This window comes from Bradyrhizobium sp. LTSP849, assembly GCF_000938255.1.
GTDB lineage: Bacteria > Pseudomonadota > Alphaproteobacteria > Rhizobiales > Xanthobacteraceae > Bradyrhizobium.
In genome coordinates, this window is record NZ_JYMR01000052.1 from 386,773 (window position 1) to 400,955 (window position 14,183).

Annotated in this window: 10 protein-coding genes; all 10 read right to left on the reverse strand. The window is 63.3% G+C overall.

Annotated features, from left to right (window positions below; translation table 11 throughout):
- Window positions 1-29: 29 nt before the first annotated feature.
- The 10 genes from UB31_RS32605 to UB31_RS32645 all read right to left on the reverse strand — a co-directional run bounded on the left by UB31_RS32605 (window position 30) and on the right by UB31_RS32645 (window position 13,979).
- On the reverse strand, window positions 30-611 hold the full coding sequence (locus tag UB31_RS32605) for a flavin reductase family protein (RefSeq protein WP_045007810.1): 582 nt from the start codon (window positions 609-611) through the stop codon (window positions 30-32).
- 34 nt (window positions 612-645) lie between these two features.
- Complete coding sequence (locus UB31_RS32610) at window positions 646-1,503, reverse strand: ATP-binding cassette domain-containing protein (protein WP_045013778.1); 858 nt, start codon at window positions 1,501-1,503, stop codon at window positions 646-648.
- A gap of 20 nt (window positions 1,504-1,523) precedes the next feature.
- Window positions 1,524-2,330 carry an aliphatic sulfonate ABC transporter permease SsuC gene (ssuC, locus tag UB31_RS32615; RefSeq protein ID WP_045007783.1) on the reverse strand — a complete coding sequence of 269 codons (807 nt, stop codon included), beginning with the start codon at window positions 2,328-2,330 and terminating at the stop codon, window positions 1,524-1,526.
- Window positions 2,327-3,490, reverse strand: coding sequence for an FMNH2-dependent alkanesulfonate monooxygenase (gene ssuD, locus UB31_RS32620; RefSeq protein WP_045013779.1), 1,164 nt, complete (start codon window positions 3,488-3,490; stop codon window positions 2,327-2,329). The genes ssuC and ssuD overlap by 4 nt, the downstream gene beginning before the upstream one ends.
- Window positions 3,491-3,506: 16 nt before the next feature.
- The gene (locus tag UB31_RS42895) at window positions 3,507-3,629 is read right to left on the reverse strand and encodes a hypothetical protein (RefSeq protein ID WP_283806048.1); all 123 of its coding nucleotides are present in this window, start codon (window positions 3,627-3,629) and stop codon (window positions 3,507-3,509) included.
- Between the two features lie 2 nt (window positions 3,630-3,631).
- Complete coding sequence (locus UB31_RS32625; protein WP_045013780.1) at window positions 3,632-4,582, reverse strand: sulfonate ABC transporter substrate-binding protein; 951 nt, start codon at window positions 4,580-4,582, stop codon at window positions 3,632-3,634.
- A gap of 553 nt (window positions 4,583-5,135) precedes the next feature.
- Window positions 5,136-6,305, reverse strand: coding sequence for a cytochrome P450 (locus UB31_RS32630; protein WP_045013781.1), 1,170 nt, complete (start codon window positions 6,303-6,305; stop codon window positions 5,136-5,138).
- A 149-nt stretch (window positions 6,306-6,454) separates the two neighbouring features.
- A complete protein-coding gene (locus UB31_RS40845) occupies window positions 6,455-8,611 on the reverse strand; it encodes a PAS domain-containing sensor histidine kinase (RefSeq protein ID WP_245306107.1) in 2,157 nt (718 codons plus the stop codon).
- 327 nt (window positions 8,612-8,938) lie between these two features.
- Window positions 8,939-12,856, reverse strand: a complete 3,918-nt coding sequence (locus UB31_RS32640) for an autotransporter outer membrane beta-barrel domain-containing protein (protein WP_082078703.1) — start codon at window positions 12,854-12,856, stop codon at window positions 8,939-8,941.
- A 331-nt stretch (window positions 12,857-13,187) separates the two neighbouring features.
- Entirely contained in the window at window positions 13,188-13,979 is a 792-nt protein-coding gene (locus UB31_RS32645; RefSeq protein ID WP_045013783.1) for a helix-turn-helix transcriptional regulator, read from the reverse strand.
- Between the last annotated feature and the right edge of the window lie 204 nt (window positions 13,980-14,183).

Consider the following 14,183-nt stretch of genomic DNA (forward strand, 5'->3'; position numbering starts at 1 on the left):
CCAGCCTCCGCCGCCTGTGGCGCAGCCGCTCAAACGCCGCGCCGGCTGCGCGCGGGAACGCTGACGTCCGCGAGCTTTGCGGCGTCCTCGTCCTGGTCGACTGCCACATACTGGCCGTGCCAATAGGCCAGCGCCGCGTTGCGGGTCGAATTCTTGATGTCCCTGACACGGCCGATGACGATGCCATGCGAATGCCGCTCGACGATCTCCTCGACCTCGCAATCGACCGCCGACAATGCACCGACCAGCAGCGGAACGCCCGAGACCGCCGTCACCCACTGGCTGCCTGCAAAGCGATCGGCGCCTTTCAGCCCGCCCTTGCCGGCAAAGCGCTCGGCGATGTCGAGCTGGTCGGCCGCGAGGATGTTCACGCCGAAGGCGCCGTGGCGGCGGATCAGCGGGAAGGACGAGGCGTCGCGGTTGATGCTGACCAGCAGCGTCGGCGGATCGACCGACAGCGAGGTCACCGAGGTCACCGTCATGCCGGTAATGTCCCTGCCCCGCCCGGCAGTGATGACGCTGACGCCGCCGGTGAGGTGGCGCATGGCGCCGCGGAAATCGGCAGACGAGACGGGAATTTCGGTCATGAGATCGCGGGGGACTACATTCATGGCATGCTCCCGCGAAAGCGGGGTTCCTCTCTATCTATATACGATCGTCCGCCGACAAAAGATGGCTCAGGATCGAGCCTTCGAGTCCTGCGAGCTCGACCGAGCCGCGCTCGCGCGGCCGGGCGACGTTAACCATCACATCGTGGGCAATACGGCCCTCGTCGATCACCAGCACCCGGTCGGCCAGCGCGACCGCCTCGGCAACGTCGTGGGTCACCAGGATCGCGGTAAAACCCTGGTCGCGCCAGACCCGCTCCAGCAGCCGCTGCATCGAGATCCGGGTCAGCGCGTCCAGCGCACCGAGCGGCTCGTCGAAAGCGAGCACGCGCGGGTGGGAGACCAGCGCGCGGGCGAGCGCGACGCGCTGCTTCTGTCCGCCCGACAGCACCGAGGGCCATTGGTCGCGCTTGTCGGTCAACCCGACCTCCGCAAGCGCCTTCTCGGCGCGTGCATGCGCATCGCTGGATGAACGATCGCGGCCGAGACCGACCTCGACATTGGAGAGCACCCGCGCCCAGGGCAGCAGCCGCGGCTCCTGGAACATCACGCGGATGTCCTCGGGCTGAACCACCGCATCACCGAAGCTGACGCTGCCGGCGTCGATCTTCTCGAGGCCCGCAATCAGGCGCAGCAGCGTGCTCTTGCCGCAGCCGCTTTTTCCGACGATCGCCACGAACTGACCGGCGGGAATGTGCAAATCGATGCCGCGCAGCACCTCGTTGTCGCCGAAGGATTTGCGCAGGCCGCGGATGCTGAGCGGCAGGCCGCTGCTCTGCACCTGGTGCCCTTGGCGTTCTTGGCGCTCCTCGCGCACCACTCGGGCCGTCGGCGCGAAATTGGCGCGGCTGGCGAGCTCGGTTTCCGGAAGGGAGGTACGAAGGGCTGTCTGCATGTGATTCCCAGTATTTCTGCTCAACGTTTCTGGAAGGCGGGGTGCCAGGAGAGCGTCGCCCGCTCCAGCACACGGGAGGCGCTGTCGGCGAGCTTGCCGAGCAGGGCGTAGATCAGGATCGAGAGCACGACGACGTCGATCAGCATGAACTCGCGCGCCTGCATCGCCATGTAGCCGAGGCCCGAGGAGGCCGCGATGGTCTCGGCGACGATCAGGGTCAGCCACATGATGCCGAGCGCAAAACGGATGCCGACGAAGATCGAGGGCAGCGCACCCGGGAAGATCACCCGGCGAAACAGTTCGCTGTTACTCATGCCGTAGATCCGGCCCATCTCGATCAGCTGCGGATCGACGGTGCGGATGCCGTGCAGCGTGTTGAGGTAGATCGGGAAGAAGACGCCGAGCGCCACCAGGAACAGCTTTGCGCTCTCGTCGATGCCGAACCACAAGATGACCAGCGGGATCAGCGCCAGATGCGGCACGTTGCGCACCATCTGGAGCGTGGTGTCGGTCAGCTTGGCCGAGAGCTGCGACAGCCCGTTGGCAAGGCCAAAGGCGAAGCCAATGCTGCCACCGATCAGAAAGCCGATCGAGGCGCGCCAGAACGAGACCCAGATGTTGCGAATGAGCTCGCCGGAAAGCAGCAGCTTCCAGCCGGCCAGCGCAACGTCGCTCGGCGCGGGCAGCACGCGGGTCGGCACGAAGCCAGTGACGCAGGCGATCTGCCAGACCACGACGATGCCGAGCGGCACGATCCACTGGATCAGCCCGTCGACGCGCGGCAGACGGAAGTTGCGCGGAAGCGAAATGCTGTCGATGAGGCTCATGATTGCGACACCCGGTGCTGCGGACGGTAATCGCTGCCGACCGTCTCGCCGAAAGGACCACCATTGAAGTGGAGCTTGGTCACGTTGCTGGGCTGCTCCAGCGAGAGCAGCGGGAACACCAGCTCGGCGAAGCGATAGGCTTCCTCGAGATGCGGATAGCCCGACATGATGAAGGTATCGATGCCGATATCCTGATACTCCTTGATGCGGGCCGCGACCGTCTGGGCATCACCGACCAGCGCCGTGCCGGCACCGCCGCGCACCAGGCCGACACCGGCCCAGAGATTTGGCGCGATCTCGAGCTTGTCGCGCTTGCCGCCATGGAGCTGCGCCATGCGCTGCTGGCCGACCGAGTCCATGCGGGCAAAGTTCTTCTGCGCGATCGCGATGGTCTCATCGCTGACATGCTTGATCAGCTCGTTGGCGGCGCTCCAGGCTTCTTCGTTGGTCTCGCGGACAATCACGTGAAGCCGGATGCCGAAGGAGAGCTTGCGGCCGCGGGCGCTGGCGACCTCCCTCACCTTCGCGATCTTCTCGGCGACCAAAGCCGGCGGCTCGCCCCAGGTGAGATATTTGTCGACGGCGTCGACGGCGACGTCGATGCCGGCATCCGAGGAGCCGCCGAAATAGAGCGGCGGCCGCGGCGACTGCACGGGCGGGAACAGCAGCTTGCCATCCTCGATGTGGATGTGCTTGCCCTCGACATTGACGGTCTTGCCCGCGAGCAGGTCGCGATAGACGTTGAGGAACTCGCGGGTGACTTCGTAGCGCTCATCATGGCTGAGGAAAATGCCGTCGCCCTTGTTCTCGACGGGATCGCCGCCAGTAACGACGTTGACCAGCAGCCGGCCATTGGTGATGCGGTCGAGCGTCGCCGTCATGCGCGCGGCAACGGTCGGCGATTGCAGACCGGGCCTGACCGCTACAAGATAGCGCAGCCGCTCGGTGAACGGCGCAACGCTGGAGGCAACGACCCAGGAGTCTTCGCAAGATCGCCCCGTCGGCAGCAGCACGCCGTAATAGCCGAGCTGGTCGGCGGCCTGTGCGACCTGGCGCAGATAGTTGAAGTTGACCTCGCGGCCGCCGATGCCGGTGCCGAGATAGCGGCCGTCGCCGTGGGTCGGCAGGAACCAGAGGATGTTACTTTTGGATTGGTTCATGGATGTACTCCGATGACTAGCCGTAGGACGTGCCGACCGCGGCGGCGACGATGCCGATCGACAGGACGATGGCTGCGATCAGACGTTGAACGATGCGCCTCATGTCTAGACCTTTTGATATGGGGAGATTGGTCGGCACGATCAGGTCGCCGCGCTGCGCCAGACGATGTCGCGAATGACGACCGGCTTCGGGATCAGGCCGAGCTTGTAGAAGCGATCGGCGACGCCCTGCTGGGTCGCGACGATGTCGTCGGTGACGGGACCGATCACGTAGTTCGAGCGGTTGGCGGCGACGGTCTGGATGTCCAGCGGGACGCCGGTCACCGCGGCCAGCGATCTGGCGACCTCGTCGCGGTGCTGTTCGGCCCATTGACCGGTTGCAGTCGTCACGTCGACGATCTGTTGCAGGATGGGGCCGTGGTTTTTGGCGAAATCGCGATTGGCGATGTAGAAGGAATTGGTCTTGGTCACCTCGCGCGCATTGATCAGGATGCGGCCGCCCTGCTTGGTCTCACCGATCGCAAAATACGGATCCCAGATCGCCCAGGCGTCGATGCTGCCATTGGCAAACGCAGGGCCCGCGTCCGGCGGCGTCAGATAGACCGGGGTGATGTCGGCATAGGTGAGACCGGCCTTCTCCAGCGTCTGCACCACCACATTGTGGGCGCTGGATCCCTTGGTGAAGCCGACGCGCTTGCCCCTCAGATCGGCGATCGCGTGGATCGGCGAATCCTTCGGCACCAGGATGCCCTGGCCGTTGGTGATCGGCTGGCCGGCGGCATAGACGATCGCGGCGCCTGCGGCCTGGGCGAACACCGGCGGGGAATCACCGACCGCGCCATAATCGATGCTGCCGACATTCATCGCTTCCATCATCGGCGGACCCGATGAGAACTCGACCCATTTGACCTCGATGCCTTGCGGGGTGAAATGTTTTTCCAAGGTCGCCTGCTGGCGCGTGATAACCAGCACGCCGGTCTTCTGGTAGCCGATACGAATTTCCTTCACCGCGCCCTGCGCAGTTGCGCGCGTGGCAAAAGCAGCCGCGGCTGCGGTTCCAACGGACAGTCTCAGAAAGTCCCGACGCTGCATTCCAAGCTCCCGGCCGCACGCGGCCGTCATCATTCAGGTCTGGAGAATGATGGTGCGGCTTGTCGGAGGTGTCGAGACAGGCGGAAAAATAGCGATGCGAGCACTGCGCTTGCGACAAGCGCATGATTAATCTTTCAAGCGCCCGCGCTCATGCAGAGGGATTTTTTTCCGCACGCGAATGTGAGAGTCGCGCGGATTTGGGCCAATGCTCCCAGGCCGAACGCAAAAGGTGAAAAACAACCCCATGCACAGTAGCCGACGATAGCCGGATCAATGGCTTACGTGAGAGGCCAAGTCGTTTGCCCCGTCGTCGTTTGCTCCGTCGGGCAAAACAGGGGCATGATGGCGGAGTGGAGCTGCTGTGGCGCGAAGCTCTCTCCACCGCCTCGCTGTCATTCCCCGCGAAGGCGGGGAATCCAGTATCCCAGAGACGTCGATGCGTCACACGACTGCCGCGGCGTACTGGATCGCCCGCCTTCGCGGGCGATGACGCCGGAGCTGAGGAAAGCGCGCGCCTCAATCGCCTTGGTGCGAAGCACAGAAACGCTACGAGCTATTGCAGCCATCTCACCGGCAAATTGAGCAGCCCACGAAAAGCCCATCCGCCGATCCACACCGGCTCGTCGTCGGCAATCTCGAGCTCCCTGGCGCGGGCGAACACGGTGGGCAGCGCGACGTCGGCAATCATGGCGCGCGAGGCCCAGGCACCGGCACAAAAATGCGGGCCAGCGCCAAAAGCGACGCTCTTGGAGGTGTCGCGCCGTACGTCGAACTGGTCGGCGCGCTCAAAATACTTCTCGTCGCGGTTGGCGGAGCCGAACATCAGGAACACGCGCTCGTCGGTTTCGAAGGTGACGTCGCGGATGATCCACGGCTTTGCGATGCGCCGCGGCGACATGCCGATCGGCGAGATCCAGCGAGCGTATTCCTCGAACGCCTGGAGCCAGGACACTTCGCCCTTGCGCACGAGATCGAGCTGGTCGGGATGGCTGAGCAGCGCCCACACCGTGCCGGCGATCGCCTTGCGCGGTTCGTTCTGGCCACCGGAGATCGCAAGTTTGACATTGGCGCGCACGCTCTCCATCGGCATGCCCGAGGCGAGCAGCACGCCCAGGATGCTCTGATCGGGATTCTTTGTGATCACCGGCAGGATGTCGTCGATCGCCGCATCGATGCCTGATGTCGCAGCATGGCAGCGCGCTTCGACCGCGGGATCGCCGCCGTAATTGGCGATGCCCTCGATCATGCCCTGCGACCACGCATCCATGTCGGCGAAGCCGATATTGGTGAGGCCGGTGATCGACTTCAGGCACTCGCCGGAGAACGGCAGCGCGAAGTCGCGCATGAAGTCGATCCGCGCGCCCGGTTCAATGCGATCGATGATGCGATCGGCATGAGCCTGGAACAGCGCGGTCCAGTGCGCCTTCACCGTCTTCGGCGACACCGTCGGAAACATCGCGCGGCGCTCGATTTGATGCGCCTCGCCATCCTTGCGCATCATGTTGTGGCCCATCAGCCGGTTCATCAGCCCTGCCGGCTGGTGCGAGGAGAACACGTCGATCTGCTTCTCCGAGATCGAGATGTCGTCGCGGCTAGCGAGCAGCGTCGAGCCGAGCTGCGGCACGAAGGCGATCGGCGCTTCCTTGCGCATTTTTGCCAGCATCGGATAGGGGTCGGCCCAGAACGAGGCCGGGTCGATGTCGATGCGCGGCGCGGTGCTCACAGCAGGCTCCCTGGATTCTCGTGTGATCCAGGCCAGACTAGCGAACTCAGGTGCCGGCGTCTGTCCCTAGCGATAGGGACAGAGAGTGTCTCAGTACGTCGGGTTGACGTGCCCGACTTTTGGCAGCGTCGAAAACAAGCCATAGATGCTCAATTCCGGTCGCCGGACCTGGATGCGAACGTCCTCGGCAGAGTGATGATGAATTCGGTAAATCCGTTCGGTTCGGTTGCGACGTCGATTTTTCCGCCATGCTGTTTCACCACGATGTCGTGGCTCATGGACAGGCCCAGACCGGTGCCTTCCCCGGCGGGTTTGGTGGTGAAAAACGGATTGAACATCTTCTCCATGACATTCGGCGGAATGCCAGCACCGTTGTCGCGAACCCGGATTTCGACATGGTCACCTAGGCTCTTCGTGGTCGCGTCCAGCAACGGTTCGAAGCCCTCACCGCCGTCGGCCTCCTTGCGCCTGGCGGCGGCATAGAAGCCGTTGGAGAGGAGGTTGAGAAGCACACGCGTGATCTCCTGTGGGTAAACCTCGGCCATACCGGCATTTGGATCGAGATGGCGCCGCAGGGTAATATTGAATGAGGGGCTTTCCCCACGCGCCCCGTGATAGGCGAGATTTAGGCTCTCCTCGACCATCGCGTTGATATCGGTGGGTCGCAGTTCGCCTTCTCCTTCACGCGAATGCAGCAACATGTTCTTCACGATGGAATCCGCGCGCTGGCCGTGCTGAACCACCTTCGCGAGATTGCCCTTGAGCATCGATGTGAGTTCGTCGATTTCGTCCCGGGCCGTGTCAGAGAGCGCCACGTCCTGCAGCGTATCGTTCAACTCATCGACCAAGTCCGACGAGAGCGCGGAGAAATTGTTGACGAAATTTAGCGGATTCTTGATTTCATGAGCGATTCCCGCGGTGAGTTGCCCAAGAGACGCCAGCTTCTCGGTCTGCACCAGGCGACCCTGGGCGGCGCGCAGTCCTTCAAGCGAGGCCGACAGTTCCTGGGTCCGCGCCTGCACCTGATCGAACAGGCGGACATTCTTGATCGCTATGACCGCTTGATCCGCAAACGTTCGCAGCAACTGCACGTGATGTTCGGCAAACGCTCCCGGCTCCCTGCGGGTGATGCTGATCAGACCGATGAGCCCCTCCTCGCTGTTCAGCGGCGTCAACAAGATACTGCGGAATCCGCGAGCGCGGCCGATAGCCCTCACCCCCGCCCTGATTCCCAACGAGGAATCGCTGTCGGAAATTTCCATCACTTGACCGTCGCGAACGAGTTCGAGGAGTGGATCGGTCGCGACCGGTCGCGGAAACGATCCGAGCAACGCCTTGTCCGCTTCCGCACCCATGGACGTGAAAGCGGCCACTTCCACCATGTCGCCGACGATGCGGAGCACGGTGGTCGAATGGGCGTCCACCAGCCGGCTCGAGCGCGTCGCAATCGCATCGAACACCGGCTGAGCGTCCGACGGCGAACTGGCGATCACCTTCAGGATGTCGGCCGTCGCCGTCTGCCGCTCCACGCTTATCCGTAGCGCGTTCTCCGCCTCTATCTGCTCTGTCACATCGGTATTGGTGCCGAACCAACGTATGACATCACCGGCTTCGTTGCGGATCGGCAAGGCCCGGGACAGGAACCAGCGATAGCCGCCATCCTTGCTCCGGAGGGGAAAAGTGTCCTCCCAAGGGGTACCGGTCTCAAAGCTTCGTTGAATATGCTGGACCACGCGGTCCACGTGATCGGGGTGATGGACCTTCCGCCAGCCCCACCCCTGCATCTCTTCCAGCGTCGTGCCTGCATAGTCGTGCCAGCGCTTATTGTACCAGTATATCGAACCCGTGGCATCAGCGGTCCAGGCAAACTGGCTGAGGTTATCGGCGAGTTCGCGAAAACGTTCTTCGCTTTCGCGCAACGCCTTCTCGTTGGCGACGAGCACCGCCTCCGCACGCTTGCGTTCGGTGGTTTCCTCCGCGGCCACATTGACGCCGACGATCTCGCCTGACGCGTTGCGAACCGGGTGCCAATAGGAAATCCACGAACGGTCGTCGATCTGGCCCGCAATTTCGACACCGAGAACCGGCTCCCCGTTCCTCATGATCGAGCCGACAATACCCTCCACCGCGTCCGCCAGAGCCGGTACGCAATCCCGCACCCTGCGCCCCAAATGATCTGCCACCGAGATTCCGCAGATACCGGTCAAGTGGTGATTGATCTGAAGATATCGGCAGTCCGGAGAAAGGAAGGCGAGACCGATCGGCGCGGTATCGTAGATCAATTGAAGTGTCGGCTGTTCGTTCAACCGGGAAACCGTTGAATGCCTTCCGGCGACTGCTTTGTTCTGGTCATCTGGCAAAACCGAGGACCTTCTCGTCAGAACTTGTTGACATGGTTGAGCATCACCGTCCGAGAGACGCCTGCACATGGTGTCTGCGCATCAAAGCGCATGGGCAAACGTGGCGGGGTCGCCACAGCACAAGAATAGCTCTATCCCGGCTGCTGGGATGTGCAGTTTGTGCCAACCGCCTGTTTCGTCAATTTCTTCTTTAATTGGCGGCATTTCCGCTTCGGACCACCAGGCGACGATCACGGAGCGCGGGCAGAATGGCGGGTCCGCTTGGCCCGGTGTCTACCAGCTCACGCGCACACCGGCCTTTCCGGTGTAGGCGAATCCACCGCTGTCGAACCGGCTGGAATAGGATGCGTTGGCATACAGCGTCGTGGACGCGGTCACCTGGCCGCTGACGCCAACATTGATTTCGCCCCACAGTCCGCGGAGATCCGCGTGGAACGGAACAAGGCCGGTCTCCGATGAGAACGAAGTGATGGGGCTCCCCAAAAATTCATTCCAGAGATTTGGCCTGATCCAGGCGGTGATGGTCTGCAAACTACTGTCCAACGTCCAGGTGCGACCGAACCGGGCGCCGATCCGTGCGGCGAGCGAGTCGACGTCGGAGAAGCGTATCTGCGCAGCCACATCGCTGGAATCATTGATGTGGATGTTTTGATAAACGATCTGCGCCTGCGGCTCGATGAAGTAGCCGCTGGAAAATTTGAAGGGATAGCCGGCCTCGATCGACGCGGCCGCGCCTTGTCCGCCGGTGCGCAATGCAGGCAGTCCACGGTTCGCGGAGCTGTTGATGTCGTAGAAGGTGCCCTGAAGGATCGCGTCGGTGTACCAGCCGCTGGTGCCGAAATGTGTCCAGTATCCGCCGAGCGTATAGGCGCTGAAATTGCTGTTGCCCTGACTGCTGTCGATGTGGGTGACGCGCCCCTGATCCCCGCCGATCGCGAAATAGGCGCCGGCCTGATCGCGCGACCCGTCAGGGCGATCATGGCGATAGACGTCCATGCCGGCCTGAAGGCCGAGGAATGTGTAGTTGTAGCTCGGACCGGAGCCCAGCACGCCGATGACATCGCCGCTCTGATGGCCGCTCACGCCGATGATCCGGCCCCAACCGAGTTTGCCGTTCTCGGGGTCGGGCCGTCGACGTTGATCTTCTTCCTCGCCGACCCGCTCGTGCAGCGTATCGAGCAGTGTGCGGCCGTAGAGCAGCGCCATGGACGGGATCGCGGCATAAAGCGAGGTCTCGACGCGGAAGTTGGGCGGCGGAACCGGCGGGTTTGGCTGGCACGCCGGATTGGTGGGCTCGCGCGTGCAGTCGAGCGTGGAGCGCAGATACCAGGCATCCGGATTACTGGCGTCCACGCTGCTGCGGAACAGGCCGTATTCGTAAGGTCCCGCCACCACGGGGGCCGCGAGGGCGAATGTCGCCGGCACGGTCGTGCCGGCATTGATCGTATCGACGACAAGGATGCCATTGCCATGGGTCAGATCGCCCTTGCCGGTCGTGTTGGCGATGCGGAGCGGGGAGAATCCGCTGGCATTGCCGCCGTCGATCACCAGCCGGTCGGACGGCGAAGGATCCGAACCCAGGAAGGTGTTCAGGCCGATCACGCCGCCGAGGCCGAGATAGTTCACGGTTGTCAGCGTTTTGTAGCTCGACAGCAGCGTGGGGTCGCCGACGGGCGGTGTGAACTGGATCAGGCTGGGATCGTTGACCAGATTGGTCACGTTGGAGTTGCCGGTCATAATCCAGGTGGAGTTGTCCAGCAACGTGACGTTCGACACGCTGCCGGGCAGCGTCGTCGCAGCGCCAACCACGGTCGAATGCGTCAGCGTGACGTTGGCGAGCCCCGGTGTCGGGGCCGACACAGTCGGGGGCGGCAGCGTGAACGGCGGCGGCGTATCGGGCGCGTCAGGATCTGGCACGCCGAAGATCGGAAGCTCGACCGCCGTCAGCGGCGGGAAATTAACGGAGGTGCCCACCCTCAGCCATTCGCTGCTGCCGCCCGCGAATGAATTTGTCAGCGACACGTTTCCGGATCCGGCGACGCCGATCGTCGGACCGCTGGTGTTGAGAAGGTTCGTGTTGGTGAAGAGACCGGTGGAGACCGCTGCCGGCGTGCCCACGGCGTAGAAGGCGGCCGCATTTCCGCCCTGGGCTGTGATGGTCGAGTTGTTGCCGACGATCAGGCCGCCGGCATCAGCAACCGATCCGTGCGCGAACAGGCCAGTCGTGAGCACCGAAGTCTGGTTCATCGTGACCGATGTCGGGTTGTCGCGGGAGAGCGCCCCGTAGGCGGAAACGCCCTCGGTCAGGACCGTGCTGCTGTTGGCAACCACGGCCGCTTCACCACGGCCTGTAATTGGTCTTGTACCGTAGTCCCCGAGCACGGCGCGCAATCCGGCGGCGCCGTCTCCATGCGTCGTGACCGATGACGCGTTGATGGTGGCCAGCGCCTTCTCCACGGGGGCGTCGTTGCGCGCCTGGGCGGTGACGCCATGCGCATTGAGCCCGAACGTTTCAAGCGTGACCGACGTGGCCGTGAGATTTGCCGGGAATTGCGCGCCGACCTGTTCCGTCACGGCAAACAGGCCGATGCTCTTCTCGCCATGCGTCGTGATGGCGTTTCCACTCAGGATGACCGTCCCGCCATCGTCAGCGATCGCTCCCATCGCAGTTGCTCCCGTCGTGATGATGGTGGTGCCGATCGCCGTCAGAATGGCACCCGGGTTGCGAGCAGCGAGAGCATGAGGGAAGGAGGATAGCCGCACGGCATCCCCGTGCGTCGTGACAGATCCGCCGTTGAGCGTGAGCTGGCCGTTGAGGTCTGCCAGCGCGCCGATGGAGTTGTCGTTGCCCAATGTGGTCACGGCGACATTGGTCGCGGTGAGCATTCCGCCCGCAACGAAAAGCCCCGATGCATCACGAGCTTCCGTGGTCGATGAACCTCCGGTCATGGTTGCAGATGCCCCGGAGTTGACCCGCAGTCCGAAGCCGACCGGGCTCGTGCTTCGCAAGGTGGAATTGGTGATGGTGACGGAAGACCCGGCATCCTGGACCAGGACGGCATTGCCGCCGGACGCCGTACTCGTCGCCGAGATGCTGCTGTTGGAGATCGTGGCCTGCCCCCCGCTGAAAATGAAGGCGCCACTGGCTCGAGCGCCGCTTGCCGTGATGTCGGATCCTGTGATCGTCGCCTGCGAGCCCGCGTCCTGCACCGAGAAGCCGTGCCCGCGTTGTCCCGACGCGTTGATCGTGACCCCGGTCAATTGCAGGACACCGCCGGACAGGGCGCGAGCCGCGGAGGACGGATCCGTGTCGGCGGCGGCTACGCTCGTCGACGTAATGGAGCTAGCGGAAAGCGACACCGTGCCGCCGCTCTCCGCACGGACGCCGCTCGCCTGCTGGCCGGATACGTTGATCGTGTCGTTGCTGCCGCTGATCTGGCTGCCGGAGCCGGTTGCGAACAATGCGTGGCTACCGGCGATGACGGCCGTGCCCGCACCCGTTGTCGTCACGGTGGCGCCGTTGAGGGTGATGCTGCCGCCGCCCTGCGCGAAAGCGCCGAAGGACGTTCTGGACTTTGTCGTGATCGCTCCGTCCGAGAACGAGATCTGGCTGCCCGCGCCGGTTGCCACGAGAGCGTTGTTGTTGAGGCCCGCAGCGCCGCCGAGCATCGAAACATTGGTGCTTTGGAGTACGACACTGCCGCCGGTGTCGGCGGCCACGCCGGTCATGTTGTTCGCGGTTGTGGTTCCGTTTGGCGGCCCGAGCGTGACCGATGAACCAGTCGCGTTGATCGTGCTGCCGGCGCCGGTTGCGCGAAGGCCGAGATGATTGGCGGACGTCGCAGTCGTGGTCGATGTCGTCTGCAACGTGCTGCCATTGAAATTGATCGTGCTGCCCGATTGCGCCAGCGCTCCCGTGGTCGTGGTGATCGTGCTGCCGGCAGCAAGGTTCAGCGTGATGCCGTTCGCAGTGATCGCGCCCGACGTGCCAGATGCGGTGAGGCCTGTCGCACCAGCAGGAGTGACATTGATGATCGTGGCGGGTGGGACGGTGCATTGCGTGTTACTGACGACAGCCGGCGAAGGACATGCTTGCGCCAAGACGCAGCCGCAGCTCACGGCAACCAGCGAAATGGTCGCACTCGCGGTGATCAGGCCCTGCCTGAGAGATCGCGTAAAGGCGCACATCATTCCTGCCCCCGAGCAAGAGGATCCACAGTTTCAGACGTGAAAATGGAATGTGCGTCTCGGTATTCTACGTCGGCGCAAATAACCTAAAGCCTGGTGCCAAGGCTCAGGAATCAACGTATCGGACGCGATCAATGTTTGGGTGAATATTGTTTAGATTGTGTCGCAGAAGTTGTGGTGATGATTTTCGGCCCGCGTTATGGCGTCGCAGACGCACTTATGTAAGCCTCTCGTACGTGGTTGCGTGAAGCTCACGAACTTCGAAAAGATGCGAGTGTTTTGGTGCGTGTGCGCCTTGCTCCCGGAAGCAGGAACCGCGGACCTGGCGCACCCCTCAGTTCAGGCGACCAGGCCCCGCGAGCAGGCCCAGCACGATCGAAAACAATTCGTTCTGCGCGGAGATACCGAGCTTTTCATAGGCGCGCTTGCGGTAGGTCAGCGTCGAATGCAGGCTGATGCCGAGCGCCTGCGAGATCGCTTCCGAGCTGAAGCCGAGCAGGATGTGTCGGCACACCTCCTGCTCCCGCGGCGTCAGCGCGGAGAGTGGCGCACGCATCGCGAACAGCGCTGCGAGGGATTGGTCGGACGTCGCGGTCGCGGCCTGCTGGAAATGACGCGCGACGCTGGCGCCGATGGCAGGCGCAATGGCCTGCAGCCGCGCACGCTCGGCGTCGGCGAAACGGCCCTGGGCGGTGATGCGGTAGAAGTTGACATAGAAGCAGGTGTCGCCAGTCCAGATCGCTGTCGCGCATTTGTCGACGATGTCCGAGTCGTTGAAGAAGATTTTCCGGTAGCGGGCGCCATACATGCGCGGCGCGAACGATGGCAGCATGATCGGGCGCGCGCTGCCCTCGCCTTCGAAGAGCGCATCACGATTGGGATCGGATTCGTGGAACTGGCCGGCATAGGCCGCACCGAGATCGCTGCCGGTCGGAATGTTGCCGGCATCGAGCAGACAGCTCGCCTCCCCGGCGCGCGTCAGCGCAAACACCATGCAATGACCGACGCCAGCCTGCCGGCGCAACGTGTCGATCAGGATGTTTGGAAAATCGGGGCAGCCGATCGCGAGCACTGCGGGCGTGACATCGCCTGCCGTCGGATTTGAGGCCATCGCGTGGGGCCGCATCGGTTTCCTCCGCCAAGGTTCTTTTGGCGGACGATATCAGTAAGGGGACTATCGAGAAAGACAGCCAAGCCGCTTCTGGGTCCCGGCTCTGCGCAGCATCGCTACGCGCTGCAGCGCGTCCGGGACACGAGAGAATGCGCGTCGTTAGCTAGTCTCGTGCCCCGGACGCAGCGCAGCGTGAAACGGTGCGCTGCTGAGCCGGGG

Bases quoted from the DNA above. Each gene is read 5' to 3' on its own strand.
- UB31_RS32645 (WP_045013783.1), bottom strand. From the start codon at position 13,979: ATGCGGCCCCACGCGATGGCCTCAAATCCGACGGCAGGCGATGTCACG.
- UB31_RS32605 (WP_045007810.1), bottom strand. From the start codon at position 611: ATGAATGTAGTCCCCCGCGATCTCATGACCGAAATTCCCGTCTCGTCT.
- UB31_RS32610 (WP_045013778.1), bottom strand. From the start codon at position 1,503: ATGCAGACAGCCCTTCGTACCTCCCTTCCGGAAACCGAGCTCGCCAGC.
- ssuD (WP_045013779.1), bottom strand. From the start codon at position 3,490: ATGAACCAATCCAAAAGTAACATCCTCTGGTTCCTGCCGACCCACGGC.
- UB31_RS32625 (WP_045013780.1), bottom strand. From the start codon at position 4,582: ATGCAGCGTCGGGACTTTCTGAGACTGTCCGTTGGAACCGCAGCCGCG.
- ssuC (WP_045007783.1), bottom strand. From the start codon at position 2,330: ATGAGCCTCATCGACAGCATTTCGCTTCCGCGCAACTTCCGTCTGCCG.
- UB31_RS32640 (WP_082078703.1), bottom strand. From the start codon at position 12,856: ATGATGTGCGCCTTTACGCGATCTCTCAGGCAGGGCCTGATCACCGCG.